The 20,711-nt window shown below is 42.1% G+C and carries 22 protein-coding genes; 11 read left to right on the forward strand and 11 right to left on the reverse strand.

What is annotated here, in order from left to right:
- Window positions 1–102: 102 nt before the first annotated feature.
- On the reverse strand, window positions 103–1,389 hold the full coding sequence (locus IHV12_RS06055) for an amidohydrolase (RefSeq protein WP_197190203.1): 1,287 nt from the start codon (window positions 1,387–1,389) through the stop codon (window positions 103–105).
- A gap of 118 nt (window positions 1,390–1,507) precedes the next feature.
- On the opposite strand from IHV12_RS06055, the gene IHV12_RS06060 reads away from it, so the two are divergent.
- Entirely contained in the window at window positions 1,508–3,571 is a 2,064-nt protein-coding gene (locus IHV12_RS06060; RefSeq protein WP_197190204.1) for a transglycosylase domain-containing protein, read from the forward strand.
- Window positions 3,572–3,905: 334 nt separating this feature from the next.
- Here IHV12_RS06060 and IHV12_RS06065 read toward each other — a convergent pair whose 3' ends face one another.
- Entirely contained in the window at window positions 3,906–4,436 is a 531-nt protein-coding gene (locus IHV12_RS06065) for a YwhD family protein (protein ID WP_197133075.1), read from the reverse strand.
- A 162-nt stretch (window positions 4,437–4,598) separates the two neighbouring features.
- Between IHV12_RS06065 and IHV12_RS06070 the strand changes: the two genes are divergently transcribed.
- Window positions 4,599–5,915, forward strand: coding sequence for an NCS2 family permease (locus IHV12_RS06070; RefSeq protein ID WP_197190205.1), 1,317 nt, complete (start codon window positions 4,599–4,601; stop codon window positions 5,913–5,915).
- Window positions 5,916–6,165: 250 nt separating this feature from the next.
- Here the strand turns inward: IHV12_RS06070 and IHV12_RS06075 are convergent, their stop codons facing one another.
- A complete protein-coding gene (locus tag IHV12_RS06075) occupies window positions 6,166–6,606 on the reverse strand; it encodes an immunoglobulin-like domain-containing protein (RefSeq protein ID WP_197190206.1) in 441 nt (146 codons plus the stop codon).
- A 113-nt stretch (window positions 6,607–6,719) separates the two neighbouring features.
- Here IHV12_RS06075 and IHV12_RS06080 point away from each other — a divergent pair, with 113 nt between their 5' ends.
- On the forward strand, window positions 6,720–6,929 hold the full coding sequence (locus IHV12_RS06080) for a hypothetical protein (protein ID WP_197133066.1): 210 nt from the start codon (window positions 6,720–6,722) through the stop codon (window positions 6,927–6,929).
- Between the two features lie 53 nt (window positions 6,930–6,982).
- On the opposite strand, the gene IHV12_RS06085 is transcribed toward IHV12_RS06080, so the two are convergent.
- Window positions 6,983–7,486 (reverse strand): YwgA family protein, encoded by a 504-nt coding sequence (locus IHV12_RS06085; protein ID WP_197133063.1) that lies wholly within the window; start codon window positions 7,484–7,486, stop codon window positions 6,983–6,985.
- Between the two features lie 409 nt (window positions 7,487–7,895).
- Window positions 7,896–9,179, reverse strand: a complete 1,284-nt coding sequence (locus IHV12_RS06090; protein ID WP_197133061.1) for an HD domain-containing protein — start codon at window positions 9,177–9,179, stop codon at window positions 7,896–7,898.
- Between the two features lie 300 nt (window positions 9,180–9,479).
- Here IHV12_RS06090 and IHV12_RS06095 point away from each other — a divergent pair, with 300 nt between their 5' ends.
- Together IHV12_RS06095 and IHV12_RS06100 are read left to right on the forward strand one after the other, a co-directional pair.
- Window positions 9,480–10,280: a class I SAM-dependent methyltransferase gene (locus IHV12_RS06095; protein WP_197190207.1), complete on the forward strand. Its 801-nt coding sequence runs from the start codon at window positions 9,480–9,482 to the stop codon at window positions 10,278–10,280.
- Entirely contained in the window at window positions 10,280–11,113 is an 834-nt protein-coding gene (locus tag IHV12_RS06100) for a lipoate--protein ligase family protein (protein WP_197190208.1), read from the forward strand. Before IHV12_RS06095 ends, IHV12_RS06100 begins: the two co-directional genes overlap by 1 nt.
- Window positions 11,114–11,326: 213 nt before the next feature.
- Here the strand turns inward: IHV12_RS06100 and pta are convergent, their stop codons facing one another.
- On the reverse strand, window positions 11,327–12,298 hold the full coding sequence (pta, locus tag IHV12_RS06105; RefSeq protein WP_066399140.1) for a phosphate acetyltransferase: 972 nt from the start codon (window positions 12,296–12,298) through the stop codon (window positions 11,327–11,329).
- A gap of 228 nt (window positions 12,299–12,526) precedes the next feature.
- Between pta and IHV12_RS06110 the strand changes: the two genes are divergently transcribed.
- From IHV12_RS06110 to gerQ, 4 genes are all read left to right on the forward strand, one after another.
- A complete protein-coding gene (locus IHV12_RS06110; RefSeq protein WP_197190209.1) occupies window positions 12,527–13,303 on the forward strand; it encodes a sporulation protein in 777 nt (258 codons plus the stop codon).
- Window positions 13,304–13,381: 78 nt separating this feature from the next.
- Entirely contained in the window at window positions 13,382–14,125 is a 744-nt protein-coding gene (gene hemQ / locus IHV12_RS06115) for a hydrogen peroxide-dependent heme synthase (protein ID WP_197133111.1), read from the forward strand.
- A 361-nt stretch (window positions 14,126–14,486) separates the two neighbouring features.
- Window positions 14,487–14,918 (forward strand): cell wall hydrolase, encoded by a 432-nt coding sequence (locus IHV12_RS06120; RefSeq protein WP_197190210.1) that lies wholly within the window; start codon window positions 14,487–14,489, stop codon window positions 14,916–14,918.
- 12 nt (window positions 14,919–14,930) lie between these two features.
- Window positions 14,931–15,410, forward strand: coding sequence for a spore coat protein GerQ (gene gerQ / locus IHV12_RS06125; protein WP_231618382.1), 480 nt, complete (start codon window positions 14,931–14,933; stop codon window positions 15,408–15,410).
- A 72-nt stretch (window positions 15,411–15,482) separates the two neighbouring features.
- On the opposite strand, the gene IHV12_RS06130 is transcribed toward gerQ, so the two are convergent.
- Both IHV12_RS06130 and IHV12_RS23035 read right to left on the reverse strand, forming a co-directional pair.
- Window positions 15,483–15,854: a DUF423 domain-containing protein gene (locus IHV12_RS06130; RefSeq protein WP_197133047.1), complete on the reverse strand. Its 372-nt coding sequence runs from the start codon at window positions 15,852–15,854 to the stop codon at window positions 15,483–15,485.
- A 115-nt stretch (window positions 15,855–15,969) separates the two neighbouring features.
- A complete protein-coding gene (locus IHV12_RS23035) occupies window positions 15,970–16,197 on the reverse strand; it encodes a YvrJ family protein (RefSeq protein ID WP_066399153.1) in 228 nt (75 codons plus the stop codon).
- A gap of 371 nt (window positions 16,198–16,568) precedes the next feature.
- Here IHV12_RS23035 and IHV12_RS06140 point away from each other — a divergent pair, with 371 nt between their 5' ends.
- Window positions 16,569–16,739: a hypothetical protein gene (locus IHV12_RS06140; protein WP_197133045.1), complete on the forward strand. Its 171-nt coding sequence runs from the start codon at window positions 16,569–16,571 to the stop codon at window positions 16,737–16,739.
- A gap of 551 nt (window positions 16,740–17,290) precedes the next feature.
- Here IHV12_RS06140 and IHV12_RS06145 read toward each other — a convergent pair.
- Both IHV12_RS06145 and IHV12_RS06150 read right to left on the reverse strand, forming a co-directional pair.
- Complete coding sequence (locus tag IHV12_RS06145) at window positions 17,291–17,620, reverse strand: YwdI family protein (protein WP_197190211.1); 330 nt, start codon at window positions 17,618–17,620, stop codon at window positions 17,291–17,293.
- A gap of 271 nt (window positions 17,621–17,891) precedes the next feature.
- A complete protein-coding gene (locus tag IHV12_RS06150) occupies window positions 17,892–18,122 on the reverse strand; it encodes a hypothetical protein (protein WP_197190212.1) in 231 nt (76 codons plus the stop codon).
- Between the two features lie 360 nt (window positions 18,123–18,482).
- Between IHV12_RS06150 and IHV12_RS06155 the strand changes: the two genes are divergently transcribed.
- The gene (locus IHV12_RS06155; protein WP_197133041.1) at window positions 18,483–19,037 is read left to right on the forward strand and encodes a beta-class carbonic anhydrase; all 555 of its coding nucleotides are present in this window, start codon (window positions 18,483–18,485) and stop codon (window positions 19,035–19,037) included.
- 47 nt (window positions 19,038–19,084) lie between these two features.
- Here IHV12_RS06155 and IHV12_RS06160 read toward each other — a convergent pair whose 3' ends face one another.
- The gene (locus IHV12_RS06160; RefSeq protein WP_197190213.1) at window positions 19,085–20,674 is read right to left on the reverse strand and encodes a bifunctional metallophosphatase/5'-nucleotidase; all 1,590 of its coding nucleotides are present in this window, start codon (window positions 20,672–20,674) and stop codon (window positions 19,085–19,087) included.
- Between the last annotated feature and the right edge of the window lie 37 nt (window positions 20,675–20,711).

Here is a 20,711-nt window from a genome sequence, read left to right on the forward strand (position 1 = left end):
CCTCTCAATTTTAATCAAATATTTTATAATATCATAATTTTATTTTTCATGTCAATTATTTTTACAACAAAAAAGTGCCTCAAATTTGAGACACCCTACTCATCATAATCGCATTAAAAGTTCTTTCGTTTTTTCTTTAGCGTTTGCAATCACTTTTTCTTCATCAATCGTCTTCAGCTCACGGCCACGCATGACAATCTTGCCGTCGATGATTACGGTATCAACGTCTTGTCCTGTTGCCGAATAGGCTAGAAGGTTAGCCGGTTCATGACTTGGTGTCAGATGAAGCTTGTTCATATCCATTAAAAGAATGTCAGCCTTCTTACCAACCGTTAAGGACCCCACTTCATCCCCGATTCCAAGGATGTCAGCTCCGTTCTGAGTCGCCATCGATAACACATCATGCGCACTGAGAACCGCGGCTTCTTCGTACTTCAATTTTTGGAACCAGCTAGCAGCTTTCATTTCTAAGAACAGATCAAGAGAGCTGGCACTCGCTGGTCCATCCGTTCCTAAACCAACCTTCACACCGCTATCCATCAATCGTTTCACATCACTGATCCCACAGCCTAGCTTCGCGTTACTTACCGGATTGTGTATGATCCCACCCTTTACGGTTTTCAGCGTTTCATAGTCTGCATCGTTAAAATGAACACCATGCGCAAGCAGTACATGACGGTCGAACACCCCTGCTTGTTTTAAATATTCAACAGGTCTTAGCCCGTGCTTTTCTTGAATCATCTTTTCTTCATCTTTCGTTTCTGCTAGATGAATATGAAGCGGAACGTTCTTTTCTTTTGAAAGATTCACAGCTGCTCTCAAGAAATCAGGTGGACACATATACGGTGAATGCGGTGCGATCATCGTTGTAATCCTTCCGTCTCCTACTCCGTGCCAGCGATCAACAACATCTGCCGCTTCCTTCAACCGGCCTTCATAATCCGAATCCATCGCGATGAGCCCACGAGCGATGACGGAACGAATGCCCGATTCAACGGCCGCTTCCCCGATCGTATCCACTCCTATGTACATATCTGCGTATGAAGTTGTTCCACTCTTGATCATTTCCGCCATGGAAAGAAGAGCACCCCAATAGCGATCTTCATCACTCATCTTCATCTCAAGCGGAAGCATCTTTTTATTGAGCCAAGTCATAAGTGTCACATCATCACTATAGCAGCGTAGCAGAGACATCGGTGTATGCTGATGGCCGTTTACTAATCCGGGCAGCGCCAGCATTCCTTTACCGTCTAGCTTCTCAACCGTTTCTTCGCATTCAACGTTTCCTATTGAATCAATTTTATTATCTTTTATAAGGATGTCTCCCGTGTTAACAACCCATTTTCCATCTGCCGAAGTCGTCATATATTGAATGTTTTGTATAAGCATGTTACGAACCTCCTCTTTCTCACAGCCATTATAGCACTTCATTCCCTTATCACGTTTAAGGAGCATCTTTTTTCACCATACTAGATAACAAAATGAGAGTTTTTAAGGAGGGCGGATTATGAAGTTTTGGCAGATCTATAAAGAAGCTACGAAACAGCAGAAAATACGCTGGATGAAAAAATGGGGTCTTATCGTCACTGGATGCTTTGCATTATCCTTTGTTGGACTGTTGCTGCTCGCTAAACTCATGGGCCCTCCCGCTTTGCTTGTTCCTCAAACAACCATCATGTATGCAGCGGACGGTTCTAAAATGGGAGAGATCAACAACGGCGGTCAGAACCGATATTGGGTTCCACTCGAAAAAATCGACAAACATGTGATCGACGCTACGATCTCTATTGAAGATAAAAGTTTTTATAAACATAACGGTTTTGATATGAAGCGGATCGGCGGTGCCTTACTCGCTGACCTTAAGGCTGGAGCAAAAGTTCAAGGAGCGAGTACCATCACGCAGCAATATGCTCGTAACCTTTTTTTAACGCATGACAAAACATGGCGAAGAAAGTTTCAAGAGGCGTTCTATACCCTTCGTCTTGAGATGAGCTATTCAAAGGATGAGATTTTAGAAGGTTATTTGAACACAATCTATTACGGACATGGCTCTTACGGAATCCAATCCGCTTCTCGCTATTATTTTGGCAAAGATGCAAAAGAGCTCTCACTAAGTGAAGCGACGATGTTAGCTGGGATCCCTAAAGGTCCGAGCTACTATTCTCCAATTCTTCATGAAGAGAACGCGAAGAAAAGACAGAGCATCATTTTAAACGCGATGGCTGAAGATGGAACGATTAAGAAGGCGTCCGTTCAAAAAGCAGCATCAGCCCCATTAACTTATGTACGAGAAGAAGAGGATGAGGTCGCAACGGTCGCTCCTTATTTTCAGGATGCGGTTATGCGCGCTTTAAAAAAGGAATTGAACGTGAACACGAATTCGATACAGTTTGGCGGACTTCGTATCTACACAACGCTTGACCCTAAAATGCAAGCAGATGCTGAACACACGATTGAAAATCGCATCATCGATAACAGTTCGATCCAGACAGCTCTAGTCGCTATGGATCCTCGCAGCGGAGATGTAAAAGCGCTCGTAGGCGGCAGAGATTTTGAGCAGAGTTCGTTCAACCGCGCGCTTCAAGCCAAACGCGCACCTGGTTCAACATTTAAGCCATTTCTATATTATACGGCGCTCGAACATGGATACACCGCGTCTACTCCAATAAAATCTGAACCAACAACATTCGCGATGGGAGACGGTGTTGGCGATTATAAGCCGAAGAACTTCAAGAATCGCTACGCCAACGATTTTATTACGATGGCTCAGGCGCTCGCTCTGTCCGATAATATTTATGCGGTAAAAACGAACCTTTATCTAGGTCCTAAGAAACTTGTGAAAACAGCTAAGAAATTCGGGATCAAAAGTGAACTCGCAAGCATCCCTTCACTAGCTTTAGGATCAAAAGCAGTAGGCGTGTTAGAACTTACGAACGCATACGGCGTTTTTGCGAACGGTGGTAAAAAAGTAGAGCCTGTGTTTATCACGAAGATCACCGATTCTAAAGGCAAAGTGCTATATGAACACAAATATGAAAGCAAACAAGTAATCGACGAGAACAAAGCTTTTGTTATGACAGATCTGTTAGCCGGTACGTTTGATGAAAAATTGAATGACTACACAAGTGTTACGGGTTCAAGTATCAACCACTATTTGACGCGTCCAATGGCTGGGAAATCTGGGTCTACACCAAATGACAGCTGGATGGTCGGATATTCCCCACAACTCGTTACAGGTGTTTGGGTAGGATACGATAACAACGAAGAGCTGCATGATGTGAACGATACAGGTTACTCCAAACGGATCTGGGCGTATTTTATGGAGAGCGCATTGAAAGACAAAGAGATTTTATCATTTAAACAGCCAGAAGGCGTAACAGCGGTAACCATCAACCCGCAAAACGGAAAGCTCGCAACCGATAGCTGTCCGGTAACACGGATCTCGTATTATGAAAAAGGAACAGAACCTGTAGAGTATTGTGATGAACATGGTGCTTCGAGTGAAATAAAAGAAAAATTAGAGCAGAAAAAAGAGGAAAAAGGATTTTTTAAGAAGATTTTTTCTTGGTGATCGTGTGTAAGTGTGGCTGGCTTGCTATGCGAAGCGGTGGATCCTTAAGTTTCGGTCTGAAATCCAAAAGTTTTGAGCTTGAATCCATAAGTTTCGGGCTTTAACCCACGAGTTTGTGAAAGATATCCGCGAGTCGACAATATTCGATCAATCTATGCCTACAACATGCTAAAAAAGACAAAATAAAATGCCCGGAGCTCTACTACAGGAGCCCCGGGCACTTTATTGTCCTAGAAACATTGTGTGTACAATGCTACCTATATTTTAATGGAAGTGCTTTCTTGTCACAAGTTATTTGCAAAATGTTCAAAAAAGGTTCATAACTTTGCCATTTTTATTCCACTAATGACTTAATTTCGTCACTAGAACGGTTAAACATCGCTTCATCATGTTCTTTAAGGAAGTTTCCGAGCACGCGACGAGCGTTTTCGTCCATATCCTCAATGATGATTTTACCCTTCATGGATTTATCCATACGGTTCACGTGTTCTGGCAGACTTTTATAGCCTCTTCGCGCTTCAACATCTACTCGCATCTCACATGCCGTCAATCCGAAGTAAAACGGTCCTTCTGCTTTTCGATTGATCGTTACCCAAACGAGCCAATATAGGCGTGGATTTGGTGTATCTTCACGATTCGGAGTAAATTTTATGCGTTTTTCTACATCGCTTCTCGCGTGCATGGCTCCCATGTCGATATAAGCGATCGACTCTTCAACATCGACGATTACAGGTGTTACGTGATCAAGCGTCAGACTCCCGACACCATAACCGCCATGCCCGTCTGTGGAGTCACCACTTATGATGGTAAAGCCCATCCCTTTTTTCTTTTTGTCACCATCATTGGAATTGAAAAAATCTTTCATGCTTCCAGCTCCTCTAAACATTCATTGTTATCACGTATTGTATCACAAATCATAAAAAACTCTCAGTTGGAAACTTTAAAGATAATTGTTGAAATCACACTTAAAAACGAATATTATATATCATGTACTCATAAATCGTTCGTATTTTGGAGGTTCTAACGTATGCTTTCTTCATTTTTTAAACTAAAAGAACTTGGTACGACCATCAAAACAGAAATATTAGCAGGAATCACAACATTCCTGACGATGGTGTACATTGTTATAGTCAACCCGATTATCCTGCATTCCGCTGGTGTTCCTTTTGACACTGTGTTTATTGCAACAATTATTGCCACGGTAGTCGGTACACTGTGGATGGCTTTAATGGCCAACTATCCGATCGCCATTGCTCCAGGTATGGGGCTGAACGCATATTTTGCGTTTTCTGTTGTAGGAAACAACCCTAATATTGACTATCGTATCGCGTTTGGGGCAGTTTTTGTGGCAGGAATAATCTTTGTCATCTTATCCTTAACACCGTTTCGTGAAAAATTGATCGAATCTATTCCAGCAAACCTAAAGCATGGTATTACAGCTGGTATCGGACTGTTTATCGCGTTCATCGGTTTGCGTCTTACTAAAATCATTGTGGCTCACCCTGATAACCTAGTAACTTTAGGTGATATGCATTCACCAACTGTTCTCCTTGCTCTTGGTGGTCTTGCTATCACGTTGATCCTGATGGGACTAAACGTGAACGGTGCCCTATTCTTCGGAATGATCATCACGGGCGCAATCGCCTACTTTACAGGGCATTTAGAATTTAAAGAAGGATTTGTATCAACGCCAAACTTACCATCAGAACTTTTCATCTTTGGTGATCCGATCACAGCCTTTTCTGACGTGTTTCAATATGGATTATATGCGGTTGTGTTCTCCTTCTTGCTTGTAACGATCTTTGATACTACCGGTACGATGGTTGGAGTAGCAGAACAAGCTGGACTAATGAAGGGCAATAAGATGCCTCGTGCACGTCAAGCACTGTTAGCTGATTCCGTTGCGACGACAGTTGGTGCAGCGTTTGGTACGAGCCCGACGAGCGCTTATATCGAATCATCTTCAGGCGTAGCTGCTGGTGGTCGTTCTGGTTTGACGTCTGTAGTGGTCGCGATGCTATTTGTAGCCGCTGCGTTCTTTTCACCACTCGTTGGTGCGATCTCAGGATTATCCGCAATTACTGCACCGACACTGATTATTGTCGGAAGCTTGATGCTTGGTTCACTTAGCAAGATTAATTGGAACGAACTTGATGAAGCATTCCCAGCGTTCTTAATCATTTTAACGATGCCATTAACGTCTTCAATCGCAACAGGTATCGCTTTAGGGTTCATCTCGTATCCGATCCTAAAAATTGTAAAAGGTAAATATCGTGAAGTTCCGTTCTTGGTTTACTTATTTGCCGTATTGTTCTTCTATCAACTAGCGTTTTTACCTCATTAATAAAAATTTTTATTGAAGGCTTGTGTCAGCTTCTGCTTTGCCAAGTTAATTGGAGTGGAAGGCGCGAGACTCCTGCGGGATCAGTGGGACAGGTGAGACTCTTAACAGCGCATAGCGCTAAGAGGCTCACCGCACACCCCGCGGAAAGCGAAGCCGACTGGAACGGAAATTAACAACTTTCAAAGCTTCTAAGATCGTGCTTAAAGAAAGACCGGCCGACCCTAAAACTATAGGGCTGACCGGTCTTTTGTTATTTTGTCTCGAACACAACGGCTACTTTTTCCTTCTTTTCATCTACAAAGAACTCTTTCGATACACGATAGGTTCCTGCATCTTGTTCTTTAAGATCAACCGCTTGATCATAGTTTGATCCAGCTTTCACCATGATCATCTGCTCGGTAAACATCTGATTCTGATTTACTTTCGTCCATTTACCGTCTGTCCACTTTTCTAGTGCATACGCGGTTCCAGTACCAGCTTCTTTATCGGATGCGTTTTTCAACGTTAATTTTGCTTCTTTACTATTTTCTTGGAGTGCGAGTTCAGCTTGTACACCCTCTTTTTCAGACGGTATCTCGTTCTTAACCTGAGGTGCTCCGTTCTTCTTATCCTCTTCTGGCATCGCTTTCGAGCCACAAGCGGCGAGGAGAACGAGCAGACATGCCATTACAATCAGCTTCATGTTTTTCATCACTAAGCCCTCCTTTTACCCTGTTAGTCGTACCTCATATAAAAAAGTTTCAATGAAACTGTCGTTTATAAGGAGAATGTGCTGGATATGCTGATAATAGAGGAGGCGCTAGCATGAAGATTTGGCTTGTTGCTTTAATTTTATCACTCTTGTTTATAGGACTCGGAATCGGCTATTACGCAACGCGCCTTTATGAGAAAAGTGTGGCAAAAGGCTTTTTCATGACGCTGCTCGGCATTATCGTTCCATTTACGATCTTTATCACATTTATTTATATTTATGGCGTTTTCAATAACGGCCATCCACTACAATTTAGATGGTAAATAAAAAACCTGTTCATTAGCGCCGATTTCACGCTCTTTAAACAGGTTTATCTTTATTGAACTTGTCCTTTTAATGAATCAATATACAGAAAAGCTTCATCCATCTCTTCTTCAGTATACTTTTGTTTGGCTTTTACCGTTTGTACTTTTTCCTTGATCTCATCTTTTTCCAGCTTTTCGAAATACATCACGGTTGAAACAAGCTCTAAGAACCTGGAAGACTGTTCATTCATTGAACGAACGCAGCTTCCTAGTTTTTCAATCTGTGCACCGTAAGTCGATAGAAGCTTCTTCCCTTCTTCGTTTACAGCATAACGGTACTGCGAATAGCCGCTCACCTTTTCTTTCACTTCATGTATGTAACCCATGTTGCAAAGCTCTTCAATCTTCAATGTTAATTCTTCTGAATATGGGCCGTAAAAATGAAATTGATACTTTTCTTGGTAAGGAAAGTTTAGTTTTTTAGCGATGTATACCATCTTTTGAAGCTTTTTCCGACCGACGACTTCTCCGGCTTCTTGAATCAAGGTGACTACCTTTAAATGATCCTCAAACACAGTACGTTCCCCCTAACATCCTTTTTCGTTATTATCTATTTTTTCTTTGATTATTCAATGTTGCGTTTGTAAGTAGTTGATTTCCGTTTCAGGTGCTCGCTTTCCGCGGGGCAGGCGGTGAGCCACATTCGAACGTTTCACGTATAGGTGTCTCACCTGTCTAGTTGCAGTGGCTAGCCCCTCGAGGTCAAAAGTTAAACGGTCAAGAAGGCAAAGTGCGCCTTCCTAGCCCATTCAACTTTTGCTTGTCGGGGCTGAACGAGCCACTTCCACTTTTAAGAACTGCCCACCTGTCCCGCAGGAGTCTCGCACCCTACACTCCAATCAACTTTTCAGTGATGTCTAAAGTAACAAACTAATAAAGACTCTTTGTGTAAAACAATCACATGAAAATTAAAAATGCTAGTCGTTATCTATTCAAAATCTCTTTAATTTTACTTTTAAGCGTTGTATCCTCAATCGCTTCGATCAGATCGAGTGGATAATAGAGTTTGTGATCGGTTCGGCGTTTGCCTGAGATCGCTTCGACCACGTCTGATTCTCTGGACAGCTCGCGTATATCGCCGTTTGGTTTTAATAGGTTGATCGGCAGACGCTCTTCTTTTTCGCCTGGGCGGTAAAAGTCGTATGGTAGATCTGATGATGAATCGACTACTAAATAATATTTCGGATTGATGCCCGCTTCTGTAAAGTAACTCGACAGCAGGTGTCCGTCCGTAAATGAGACCATTTCGGTGTACTTAAATAATTTCCGATCGATGAAACGATGACATAGATCACTTAAGATTGTGTCCTCTTCTTCCATCCAACCTTGGAAATAATAATGGATCACACCTTCATCGAGCGAAATATAATCGTGAAGCGAAACATTGCCTTCAAAAAGCGTTTTAAAATGAGACAGTTCTCTTTTGAATGAATACCCTGTTTCATAAAGCTCCTTCGCTCGGTGCAAAATTTTACTCAATATGACTTCCGCACTTCTCGTTACGGGATGAAAATACACTTGCCAGTACATTTGGTAACGACTCATGATATAGTCTTCTACCGCATGCATGCCGCTTGATTTAATGACGACGCCCTCTTCAGTCGGTCGCATCACACGAAGGATTCGCTCGATATCAAAATTGCCGTAGCTCACTCCTGTAAAATAAGCGTCTCGCAAAAGATAATCCATTCTGTCTGCATCAATCTGACTGGAGATCAGACTGACGATCAATTTATCTCTATGTGTTTTCGCGATCACTTCTGCTACTTGTACAGGAAAATCTTCTCCCATCTGCAAAAGCACGCGATGAACTTCTGTATCGCCTAGTATAATGTCTCTACTGAATTCCTCATGATCCACACCGAACACTTTTTCAAAAGAGTGTGAGAATGGACCGTGTCCTACATCATGTAGAAGAGCCGCGGAAAGAACAAGCAGACGCTTTTCTGGGTCCCATGTTTTCTTTTCTTGAAAAATATCAATGATCCGCCTCGTAATCTCATAAACACCAAGAGAATGGCTAAAACGGCTATGTTCTGCTCCATGAAATGTTAGGTATGTCGTCCCAAGCTGCCGAATTCTTCGCAGTCTTTGAAACTCGCGCGTACCGATCAGACGCCAGATCAGCTCATCACGCACGTGAATATAGCGATGCACTGGGTCTTTAAATACTTTCTCTTCGTGCAACTTTCCTAAGAGTTTAGCCATTGATTTTTTTCCTGCTCCTTCACCTGCATTTATAGGTAAGAATTCTCGTGAAAAAGAAAAATCCCTTCCTCGTCCGTCTAGCTAAGAAGGTATTTTCTGTATAAGTATCGTGTTGTAACTACTAGAATATACCCTATTGTATCGTGTTCTTAACTTTGAAAACAACCACTATTTTTTTCTATCCACACTCCCTTTTTATCGGTATTCACACCATTTTCTTACCGTTCACATTTGGGTTATACTAGATAAGGCTTATAACGGAAATGATAGATTTTATATAGATTTCAGGAGGAACCAATCATGGATCAAGATCGAAGAATTAGAAACGGACAAGCTTGGAGCAACAGCTCTTATACAGCCTGGGTCAACCGCTTTGGTGTGCCGGAGAAAGCAGTTTCTCGTATTCTAAAAGATCCGAAACGCAGACTTCAGCCATTAGATCAGTACATTGGTGAAGTCTCAGGCAAAAAGATCGTGAATCTCTTAGGTTCACACGGCAGTAAAGCAGTCGCACTCTCTCTTCTTGGAGCAGAAACGACAGTGATCGATATCTCTGATTCAAACGCAGCATATGCGCGTGAACTGGCTGCTGCCGCTAACGTTGATGTCCGCTATGTGGTAGAAGATATCTTAAATCTGCCAGAATCCGAAATGACAGGGAATTATGATATGGCATTCATGGAAAACGGCATTCTGCACTATTTTGCTGATCTGAACGAATACTTCAGCGTTGTTAGAGGACTTTTGAAAAAGGGAGGAACTTTAATCCTGCAAGATTTCCACCCTGTTTCTACAAAGTTGATAGAGTCTCAAGGAAAAAGCCAAGGAGTAAGGAAGCATAAAGTTACGGGAGATTATTTTAGTGAAGAGCTTGTTACAACAGATGTAGCTTATTCAAAATTTTTACCTGAACTTCAGTATGCGACTTCAGAAGAGCGTACACCGTTCCAAGTACAGATCCGCCAATGGATGCTTGGTGAAATTATAACTTCTATCGGATCTGCCGGATTATGGATCAAACAGCTCGTTGAAGAACCACACCCAGATGAACTCGACCGCGGCATTCCAAAATCGTTCATCATCGTAGCGGAGAAATTGTAATGACCGACAATCTACTCTTTCAATCTGTCTGGCGGTTGATCGACCAGTCTACACTCGGTCCGTCTTTTGATGCACGGCAGTCTTTCGCTACAGATGATACGCTTTGCACATCGATCGGCAGCGGTAATTCTCCAGCAACAGCACGCACATGGGTGCATCACGACACAATCGTCCTCGGCATACAAGACACACGTCTTCCTCACCTAAAAGAGGCGATTGAATATTTAGAGTCGCGAGGATACCGGGCAATCGTAAGGAATTCCGGCGGGCTTGCTGTTGTGCTCGATAGCGGCGTGTTGAACATCTCGCTTATTCTCCCTGAAAAAGAAGGGACGATCGACATCAATCAAGGGTACGACACGATGACTGCACTTGTGGAAGAGCTTCTTGCGCCGTATGATGCGAAGTTTGAAGCTTATGAGATCGTCGGCTCTTATTGCCCGGGAAGTTATGACTTGAGTGTCGGCGGCAAAAAGTTTGCGGGAATCTCTCAGCGGCGTATGCGCGGCGGTGTTGCGGTACAGATTTACTTATGCGTGGACGGCAGCGGTTCAGAGCGCGCATCCGTGATCGGAGAGTTTTATAAGCGCGGTTTGGCTGGTGAGGAAACAAAGTTCCAATATCCAGAGATTAAGCCTGATGTGATGGCCAGTTTAGCGGAACTGCTTGGACGTCCTGTGACAGTTCCTGAAATTCACGCTTCATTATTACGAGTGCTTCACAAAAATAGCGAGCTTTTTTACAGCGGTCAGCTCTCGATCGAGGAAAGCGAGCTGCTTCCTGGGAATATAAAGCGAATGTGGGATCGAAACGAGAAGGCACTGTCACTTTAGGTGGCAGTGTCTTTTTAAGGTGTACAGGATATGACTTGAAATTTATTTTTATGTGATGAATGGCTATTTTTATGTGATTAGCGGTAATTTTTATGTGATGTGACTCCATTTTTATGTGATGATGTATTTTTAGCAGCTGCTCGGCCACCATAACATCCATTTTCCATACAAAAAAGCCAGCTGCTTTAGAGCTGGCTTCACTACATTATGAACTTACAGAGCTTGCATCGCTGTGATCAACGCTAATTTATAAACGTCTTCTGCATTACATCCGCGAGATAGATCGTTTACAGGCATGTTCAAGCCTTGTAGGATCGGCCCGATCGCTTCAAATCCGCCAAGACGTTGAACCATCTTGTATCCGATGTTTCCTGTTTCAAGACTTGGGAAGATAAATACGTTCGCTTCCCCTTTGATCGGTGATTCAGGAGCTTTTTTCGCTGCTACAGATGGAACGAATGCTGCATCGAACTGAAGCTCTCCATCATACGGGAAGTCTGGGTTCATACCCTTTAATACTTCCAACGCTTCTACTACTTTTTCTGTCTCTGGTGAAACCGCTGATCCTTTTGTAGAGAAAGAAAGAAGTGCGACTTTTGGATCTATACCGAAAACACGTGCTGTTTCAGCGGAAACCATCGCAGATTCAGCTAGATCTTGGCTGTTAGGTGAAATGTTGATCGCGCAATCTGCGAACACATACTTTTCATCGCCACGAACCATGATGAACGCGCCAGAAGTCTTCTTAACGCCTTCTTTTGTTTTGATGATCTGTAGAGCTGGACGAACGGTATCAGCAGTAGAATGTGCTGCACCACTTACAAGTCCGTGAGCTTTCCCCGTGTAAACAAGCATCGTTCCGAAATAGTTCTCATCTAAAAGAATTTTGCGTGCTTGTTCTTCTGTTGTTTTTCCTTTACGGCGTTCAACTAGCGCATCAACCAAAGCGTCGAACTCACCATATTCAGCAGGGTTTAATACTTCTACCCCATCAAGTGAAAATCCGCCAGCTTGTGCTTTTGCTGTTACGTCAGCAGGATTTCCTATTAAAATCGGTTGTAGAACTTTCTCAGATGCTAGACGGCTCGCCGCCTCTAGAATTCTTTCATCCGTACCTTCCGGAAAAACGATTGTTGGGTTAGCGGACTGGACTTTACTCTTTAAATCTATAAAAAGATCACTCATGATTTAGCCTCCTATTTTCTCTATATAAACTGTACTTTTTTGCACTCACTATTAGGGTACTCCTTTTTTCACACCTTTTAAACCTATCCATGCAGTTGTAAGCGCTTGATAAAAGAAGTTCTTATATTTAGAATTTTTTTACGTCTATGAAATTTATTTATTGGAAAATGAATCTTTTTCGTTCATCTATCGTAAAATTGTTTGAAAAATGTTGAGGAGGAATTATACATGTCTTTTGTAAATCGTATGTTAGCTTCTGTAGGTATTGGATCAGCAAAGGTAGACACCATTTTAGATAAAGATACGTACTCACCTGGTGAGAGCATTACAGGAAAGATTAGAATCGAGGGTGGTAAAGTCGATCAAAATATCGATCACATCACTCTTTATGTCATGACAGAATACTATCGTGAAGTGGACGATAAAAAAGTGAGAGATACTGCTGCGATTGAAAAGACAAATGTAACGAGCTCACTTGTTGTAAAAGCTGGCAGTCAGCAAGAGATTCCGTTCTCTCTTAAACTTCCATATGATGCGCCATTAACACTTGGCCACACTCCGGTATGGATCAAAACTGGACTTGATATCCAGATGGCTGTAGATCCAACAGATAACGATCAGATTCGCGTACTGCCAGATAGTGAAACGTCTGCGATCTTTGATGCGATCGAGCAGCTTGGATTCCGCCTCAGAAAAGCATACTGCGGTTCTGCACCGCGTTATATGCGCCGCAGACTTCCGTTTTTACAAGAATTTGAGTATGTGCCAACGTCAGGAGCATATGCTGGAAAGCTGGATGAGCTTGAAGTGATCTTAGTTCCACAAACAGACAGCATCGAGCTGTTCTTAGAAATCGATAAAAAAGGAAAAGGATTGTTCGGCATGCTATCTGAAGCGATGGATATGGATGAGACGAAGGTACGCCTCACTCTGTCACGCGCTGAGCTTCGAAATCCTGCTGGTGTTAAAAGTAAAATCGAGCAGTTGCTTCGCCAATACAGCTAATTCCTCCTTTTTGGATTCGTCCCTACTTATGGTATATTTGTAGGGACGTGTTTATTTCTAGCAAGGAGTGAATAATTGATGAGTGAAGCAGCGATTACACTAGAAGGCTGGTATTGCCTTCATGATTTCCGTACGATGGACTGGGCCTCTTGGAAAACGCTTTCGGGTGACCAGAGAGAATATGCGATCAATGAATTTTTGACGTTCCTTGAGAAATGGGAGAACGTAGAAGCAAACAAAGTGGGCAGTCACGCTCTTTACAGCATCATGGGTCAAAAAGCTGACTTTATGCTGATGCTTCTTCGTCCGACGATGGAAGAGCTGAACGAGATCGAAAATGCATTTAACAAAACAGCATTCGCACAATATACAGTAAAAGAATACTCTTACGTTTCGGTTGTCGAGCTAAGTACGTACAATCCACAAAACGAGAGCGGCGAGATGGATCCAATGATCAAAGCTCGTCTGTTCCCTGAACTGCCAAAATGGAAGCATGTTTGCTTCTATCCGATGGATAAGCGTCGTGATGGCGAGGATAACTGGTACATGCTTCCGATGGAAGAACGCAAGAAGATGATGTACTCTCACGGCATGATCGGCCGCGGGTATGCAGGAAAAGTGAAGCAGATCATCACAGGTTCAGTTGGTCTAGACGACTGGGAATGGGGCGTAACGCTGTTCTCAAACGACATGCTTCAATTCAAAAAACTCGTTTACGAAATGCGCTTTGACGAAGTAAGTGCGCGCTACGGCGAGTTCGGATCGTTCTACGTTGGAAACATCCTTACAAAAGAAGCAGTGCCTGCTTATTTGCAGGTTTAATGATGGAGATGACTCATTCTTATGTGATGAGTCATCTTTTTTGTTGTCGAATTTGATCGAAAATCGGATAAATTTTTTTATACACGGAATTATGTGGCTTAAGTACGGAATTATGAGTGATTACCTCGTATAAAATGAGATTTACCTCGTAATTATTTTGAGGTAATCGCCTCAGACGGCCATCTATCAATAATGTTCTCCCTACAAAGACATTTCTCTTCACTCCCCCTGCCTACTTCCATACTTAAAACAACTTTCACAAAACGTTGGTCTAGTTTTCCAAAACAGCTCATACACATATATCGAATGTTCTGTTTCCCTGCTTGTACACCAAGATTAACAACATAGAGGGGGAAGGCAATTGGCAGTCATTAAAGCTACAAATAAGGATATTGACTTGCTGGCACGTCTCATACGTGCGGAAGCTGAGGGTGAAGGTGACCAAGGGATGCTCCTTGTTGGTAATACCGGCGTCAATCGAATTCGCTCCAACTGCCTTGATTTTAAAAATATTCGTACGATGCAGCAGATGGTCTTTCAAAGACCTGGTGGATTTGAAGCCACGATCAAAGGATATTTTTATCAAGGTGCTAGAGAGAATGAAAGAAGGTTAGCGAGAAGGGTTATTAACGGGCAGCGCTTCCACCCTGCCAGAAATTCGTTATGGTTTTTCGATCCAATAGGGGCTTGTCCGAAGACTTGGTACAATCAGCCTCATTCGGGAAGCTTCAAGGCTCACTGTTTTTATCAGCCGAAACAAAGCGATTGTCCAAATGTGTTTAACACCTTTTAGGGAGGTTTGTTGATGAACAACTTTAATCCGTACGGCCAAGATTATTATCGGGCTCAGAATGGAATGGGTATGATGGGTGGCGGCATGGGAGGAATGGCAGGCATGGGGGTTCCTCAAGACATGGCACAAAGTCAGCAGGCACCAGGAATGGGCGGCGGCCCTCTGCAAGATATTGGTGCACCTGGGCAGCTTCCGCTCGAACAGTCCTACATCGAAAATATTTTAAGGATGAACAAAGGGAAAGTCGCAACCGTTTATATGACCTTCGAAAACAATGAAAAATGGAACGCCAAAGTGTTCAAAGGAATCATTGAAGCCGCTGGCCGTGATCATATCATCCTAAGCGATCCGCAAACAGGTAAACGTTACCTGCTATTGATGGTGTATGTAAACTATGTCACGTTTGATGAAGAGATTAATTATAGCTATCCGTATGGCACACAGCAGCAACAGCAACAAGGTGGTCAGATGTCCCAATACAGCCCTCGTTGATAGATATTATTTATGTCTGGTTCAGGCAATTATAGAACAGGCGCCCTCTAATTTTAAGAGTGCGCCTTTTTATTATGCTTTTACTACAGCAACAATCAGCAGAATCCAACCAACGATAAACGCTACGCCGCCAAGCGGTGTGATAGGACCAAAGAATTTCATACCTGTCGTTGAGAGAGCATATAGACTTCCTGAGAAAAGCAATATACCGATAAAGAAAGACCAACCTGCTCCTGTTAATAGCGTTGAAGCTGGAAATTTACCAAGTAAAACACCGACAACTAACAAAGCTAGTGCATGATACATGTGATATTGAACTCCAGTTTGGTACACATTTAGCATGTTCTTAGCATTTAATTTAGCTTCGAGTGCATGTGCACCGAAAGCTCCGAGCATGACTGCAAGCATTGCGTGAATCGCACCTAATATAAGAAAAAGCTTCATCCTGTTCCACTCCTGTTTTTCTTTTATCTTACCATTGAAAAATGACAATACAAAGGTTGCCACAGGATTGTAAAAATTTTGGCGGACGGGTTGTCCATGATAAAAAAAGCGAACGTTAACGTTTTTTCGGCTGACGTTCGCTGTCCAGCAATCGGACGTACTGATCGATCTTACGCTCAAGCTCTTCTTTCTCTACTAATTCAGAGTGAAGTTCTCGGATGATTCCTTCTAAGCTCTGAATGCGCCTCTCAAACTGAAAAAGCAAGTAGCCCGCAATGACGATAGGAAATCCCACATTACCGAGGAGATTGACTAAGTTTAACCATTCACTTGCTCCGACCATTTCCATTCACCCCTCATTTTTCATCGAACAAAACAGAACGTATGTTCGTAATTTTAGTATAAGGCGAACGAAGAATTTTTACCATCATTCCTTTCTCATATTTTTATTTTGATTCAAAGGACCTATTTGAAATGGGTCTTGAGAGTTTGTTTATTTCCGCTCCAGGTTGCACGCTTTCCACGGGACGTGCGGTGAGCATCCTGCCGCTTTGCGCCTTTAGGAGTCGTCAACCTTGCGCTCCAATTAACAGGCATATGATGAGTTAAAAACTAAAACCATAGAAAGAAAATTAGAAAGAGGTTTAAATAAATGTGGCAGTGGAATAAAAAAAGTAAGACAGAAAAAAATTACATACGAGGAGGAACAATAAAATGGAACTTCTTATAACAATGATTTATACAATTCTTGGTTTAGCTGCTCTAAGTCTAATCGCAACAGTGACTGCCATTTATTTTTCTAATAAAAAGATCAACGAAAGAATTGAAATTGCCAAACGTAGAGATGCACGAATGGAACACCAGAATACTTATGTTTCGATCTAACAGCGCTGATAGTAGTGCTGTTTTTTTTTATGGATATTTTGCGCATTCATTGTTGCCCTTGAAAGTAGTTGATTTCCGTTCCAGGTGCTCGCTTTCCGCGGGGCAGGCGGTGAGCCACATTCGTACGTTTCGTATAAGTGTCTCACCTGTCCAGTTGCAGTGGCTAGCCCCTCGAGGTCAAAAGCTAAATGGTCCAGAAGGCAAAGGGCGCCTTCCTAGCCCATTCACCTTTTGCTTGTCGGGGCTGAACGAGCCACTTCCACTCTTGGGACTGCCCGCCTGTCCCGCAGGAGTCTCGCACCTTCCACTACAATCAACTATCAAAGTAGAAAATTACTTAAAAACAACAACCTTTTGGAATAGAATGTTCGTTGTGAGAAGACCCTTGTGAAAATATCAAAACGGGGAAATGTGGGGAAAACTTGTGGAATTATCTACAGAATTTCCGAAATTCCCTCTCCTTCTACCCCACCACAAGTACTCTCCCCCATACAAACCAACACAAAAAAGAAAACCCACTCAACAAGAGCAGGTTTTTCAGCAATCTTGCATTAAAAATCAAAAATAGAGTCTCCGTTGCCGTCTTTTTCGTCTTGATCGTCATCCTCATAGTCCATATCAAAGTCCATCATAGACTTTTTGTGTTTTTTTGCTGGAGGAGGAGCGGTCACTAGGCTAGCTGGTTTTTGAACTGGATATGAAGGGACCCAGCCTTTTACGTCAACAGCTGAATCATCCTCTTCCGCTTCTAGCATTAATTCGCACAATGTTTGAATGGCTGAGACATGTTCGCGCAGTTTTGGAGAATTCTCATCTAATACTTTCATTTCAGCAACATGTTTTTCTATTTTTTTTGCAAACTGACTTACTGATATATTCATCGGTTTCACCACAATTGTTTTTTTCTTATTCTATCAAACCCGTTCACATAAATAAAATAAATGCCAAAAAAGGCAGCTCAAACAAGCTGCCTTTAGCTCCAAATTCCGCTCAAGTATATTCATACACTAGCACACGTACGGTGATCCTGCCGCGAGCATGATAGTGAATGCGAAAAATAGCCCTATTTATTTTTTTCAGCAGACCCCCTTCTTCTCAAGTGATTAAAATCAAAAATTTCACTACACCCATTCAAACATTCATTTATGTAATCTATGACGTATCCACCCAACTGAAATTCTGATTATTGAAAGGACCAGCAATTGCAGACATAACTTCCGATGCATTCTTGTTACTCACTTCGCCATACGAAAAGAAATTAACACCAGATTCATTCGCCATAATAACTTGTCCCGTTTTCGGCATAGAAACTGACACCATGTAGTTCTTCATAACCGACCCCATTAACAGCAGAACCAAAAGTACATACGTCATAACTTCCATCTTCCCTACCCCTTTCAAATTTTCATTGATTTGTACCGATCTATTTAAACCCTACTTTACTGGCAAGTTTTTTTCTTTGTTTCACCCTCCCTTCGACTTACCAATGTATGTGGTGTTAATAGCGATTATACGTACCTTTTAATAAAATGTTTGTCACAATGTGCTTTTGTTTTAAAGTTTCTATCAACAAAAGATTCGCTTCAAATACAAAAAAGAGCAGATTCGGCCCACATTTTTGTATAATAGTGAATATAGAAGTGAATATGTTAGCGAGTTTAAGCTGAATATGATAGAAAAAGACGTATACTTCTAAATCTTTTTATACTTTAATTATTTTCTGTAGAAACAAGGAGGAGAATCATGTCCGTACTTAACGAAATCTTAGCGTTCAATCACCAATTTGTTGAAAACAAAGAATATGAACCTTTCCAAACTACTAAATTTCCTGATAAAGGACTTGTTATTGTGTCTTGTATGGACACGCGCCTGACTGAATTATTGCCTAGTGCAATGAATATCAAGAATGGTGATGTAAAAGTTATTAAATCGGCTGGAGCAGTAATCTCGCATCCATTCGGTTCTATTATGAGAAGTATCCTTGTGGCTATCTATGAACTAAAAGCAGAAGAAGTAATGGTCATTGGTCACTATGACTGCGGAATGAGCAATGTAAACGCAGATGGACTACTTGCCAAGATGAAAGACCGTGGCATTGAAGAATCGACGTTTGACACGTTAAAATATTCTGGACTCGATTTGAAGAAATGGGTTCAAGGGTTTGAAAGTGTTGAAGATTCTGTGAGAAACAGTGTACAACTTGTTAAAAATCACCCGCTGCTTCCTGAAGATATTAAAGTACATGGTCTCGTTATCGACCCTGCTACAGGAAGACTTGACCTTGTGGAACGTGGATAATAAATAGAAAAAGGCAAAGCGCATCTTACACGCTTTGCCTTTTTTAATTATGGGTTGATCTTCGTTATTCTTCCTTCAATCTGCGCAGATACGGTATCGCGATTCTTAAAATAGTTCACTAGCGCATCTAGATCCGTAACGCTTACCGTCGGATTCTTCCCTTCTAGTAAAACGGTATAACCATCACCGCCACCGGCCATAAAATTATTTACGGTAACTGTATATTCTTGTTCTGCTGCAATCGGTGTTCCATCACTCTTAACCATAGAAACAGTTCGGTCACCCACAGGTTTGGAAAGGTCGAACGTAGCTTTCAGACCAGAAATCTGAAGCATTTTCTCTTTGTCCGTTGCCCATTGAGATTCAAAAAGTTCTTTGATCTGCGCTCCTGTAAGTGTCATCGTAACAAGGTCGTTTCCAAACGGCTGAACGTTAAAAAGTTCTCCCCATGTCACTTCACCCGGATTGATCACATCACGAATACCACCTGGGTTCATAAACGCAAAATCAGTGCCCGTCTGTTCTGTCATGGAATCTGCGATCACATTTCCTAATTCAGACTCACCATTATACGCTTCTGTCCCTGATAGCAGTTGATTCGTGTTCCCTACTACTTCATTGATGATCGGTGCTACTTGGTCTTCGGCTTGCTTAATAATTTTTGTAACTCTCGAATCAGGTTTTACACCTTTTTGCAAAACCGAAACTACTTCTGCTTTACTTTTTACGATATCCTTTGTACGGCGATCAATTTTAAGATCCACATCTGCAAAAGCTGTTCCGTATGAGAATGCTTGTACAAGCAGCTTGTTATCTACTACAGCGTTCACGTTTCTATGATTGTGTGCGCCAAACATTACGTCAACTTCATCATCCACTCTGTTTGCCATATCCACGAGTTCACCAGATACTTCTCCGATCGCCGATTGCTCAACAGGGTTATGTGCTAAAACAACGATAGACTTTACGCCTTTTTTCTTAAGAGATTTCGTTGCCTTATTAATCGCTTCTGCTTCATCTATAAATTCAACGCCAGCTGTTCCACTCGGAATGACGATATCCGGCGTGTCTGAGAAAACTACTCCGATGAATCCGATGTTTACACCTTTGACCTTTTTAATTACATAAGGTGGAAGAATATTTTTCTTCGTCTTCTTATCTATGACATTAGCAACCACATATGGAAAGTCTGCACCCCTAAAATAGCCTGTTTTTTCATGAGTTCCACCTTTTATCAATCGCATCATCTCATCTACGCCTTCATCAAACTCATGATTTCCTAATGTTCCTACATCAAAGCCCATCTTATTCATGATTTCTACTGTTGGCTCGTCTTGCAGCAATGCAGATGTCGGAGAGCTTGCTCCTACCATATCGCCTGCATGCACCAAAAGAGTGTTAGGGTTCTCTCGTTCTCTCATCTTTAAATAGCTTGCTAGATAGTCTGCACGTCCAACAGGTTCCCCTGCCACATTACGTGTAATATCGATCTGTCCATGAAAATCATTTACTCCGAGCAGTTGAACATCTAAGTAACGGCCCTTGTGTTTTTGGGTGGCGTGATCCTCTGCATGTACGCCTGCGCCGATTGGTGTTAATCCTAAAGCAAGTGCTAAAGCTGATAATGTCTTTTTCATTAAACAAACTCCCCTATCACTCATTTTGTAAAAAACT

Source organism: Fictibacillus sp. 7GRE50, assembly GCF_015903875.1.
GTDB lineage: Bacteria > Bacillota > Bacilli > Bacillales > Fictibacillaceae > Fictibacillus > Fictibacillus phosphorivorans.

Excerpts from the sequence above, each read along its gene's own strand:
- IHV12_RS06055 (WP_197190203.1), bottom strand. The coding sequence starts at position 1,389 with ATGCTTATACAAAACATTCAATATATGACGACTTCGGCAGATGGAAAA.
- IHV12_RS06060 (WP_197190204.1), top strand. The coding sequence starts at position 1,508 with ATGAAGTTTTGGCAGATCTATAAAGAAGCTACGAAACAGCAGAAAATA.
- IHV12_RS06065 (WP_197133075.1), bottom strand. The coding sequence starts at position 4,436 with ATGAAAGATTTTTTCAATTCCAATGATGGTGACAAAAAGAAAAAAGGG.
- IHV12_RS06070 (WP_197190205.1), top strand. The coding sequence starts at position 4,599 with ATGCTTTCTTCATTTTTTAAACTAAAAGAACTTGGTACGACCATCAAA.
- IHV12_RS06075 (WP_197190206.1), bottom strand. The coding sequence starts at position 6,606 with ATGAAAAACATGAAGCTGATTGTAATGGCATGTCTGCTCGTTCTCCTC.
- IHV12_RS06080 (WP_197133066.1), top strand. The coding sequence starts at position 6,720 with ATGAAGATTTGGCTTGTTGCTTTAATTTTATCACTCTTGTTTATAGGA.
- IHV12_RS06090 (WP_197133061.1), bottom strand. The coding sequence starts at position 9,179 with ATGGCTAAACTCTTAGGAAAGTTGCACGAAGAGAAAGTATTTAAAGAC.
- IHV12_RS06095 (WP_197190207.1), top strand. The coding sequence starts at position 9,480 with ATGGATCAAGATCGAAGAATTAGAAACGGACAAGCTTGGAGCAACAGC.
- IHV12_RS06100 (WP_197190208.1), top strand. The coding sequence starts at position 10,280 with ATGACCGACAATCTACTCTTTCAATCTGTCTGGCGGTTGATCGACCAG.
- pta (WP_066399140.1), bottom strand. The coding sequence starts at position 12,298 with ATGAGTGATCTTTTTATAGATTTAAAGAGTAAAGTCCAGTCCGCTAAC.
- IHV12_RS06110 (WP_197190209.1), top strand. The coding sequence starts at position 12,527 with ATGTCTTTTGTAAATCGTATGTTAGCTTCTGTAGGTATTGGATCAGCA.
- hemQ (WP_197133111.1), top strand. The coding sequence starts at position 13,382 with ATGAGTGAAGCAGCGATTACACTAGAAGGCTGGTATTGCCTTCATGAT.
- gerQ (WP_231618382.1), top strand. The coding sequence starts at position 14,931 with ATGAACAACTTTAATCCGTACGGCCAAGATTATTATCGGGCTCAGAAT.
- IHV12_RS06130 (WP_197133047.1), bottom strand. The coding sequence starts at position 15,854 with ATGAAGCTTTTTCTTATATTAGGTGCGATTCACGCAATGCTTGCAGTC.
- IHV12_RS23035 (WP_066399153.1), bottom strand. The coding sequence starts at position 16,197 with ATGGTCGGAGCAAGTGAATGGTTAAACTTAGTCAATCTCCTCGGTAAT.
- IHV12_RS06140 (WP_197133045.1), top strand. The coding sequence starts at position 16,569 with ATGGAACTTCTTATAACAATGATTTATACAATTCTTGGTTTAGCTGCT.
- IHV12_RS06145 (WP_197190211.1), bottom strand. The coding sequence starts at position 17,620 with ATGAATATATCAGTAAGTCAGTTTGCAAAAAAAATAGAAAAACATGTT.
- IHV12_RS06150 (WP_197190212.1), bottom strand. The coding sequence starts at position 18,122 with ATGGAAGTTATGACGTATGTACTTTTGGTTCTGCTGTTAATGGGGTCG.
- IHV12_RS06155 (WP_197133041.1), top strand. The coding sequence starts at position 18,483 with ATGTCCGTACTTAACGAAATCTTAGCGTTCAATCACCAATTTGTTGAA.
- IHV12_RS06160 (WP_197190213.1), bottom strand. The coding sequence starts at position 20,674 with ATGAAAAAGACATTATCAGCTTTAGCACTTGCTTTAGGATTAACACCA.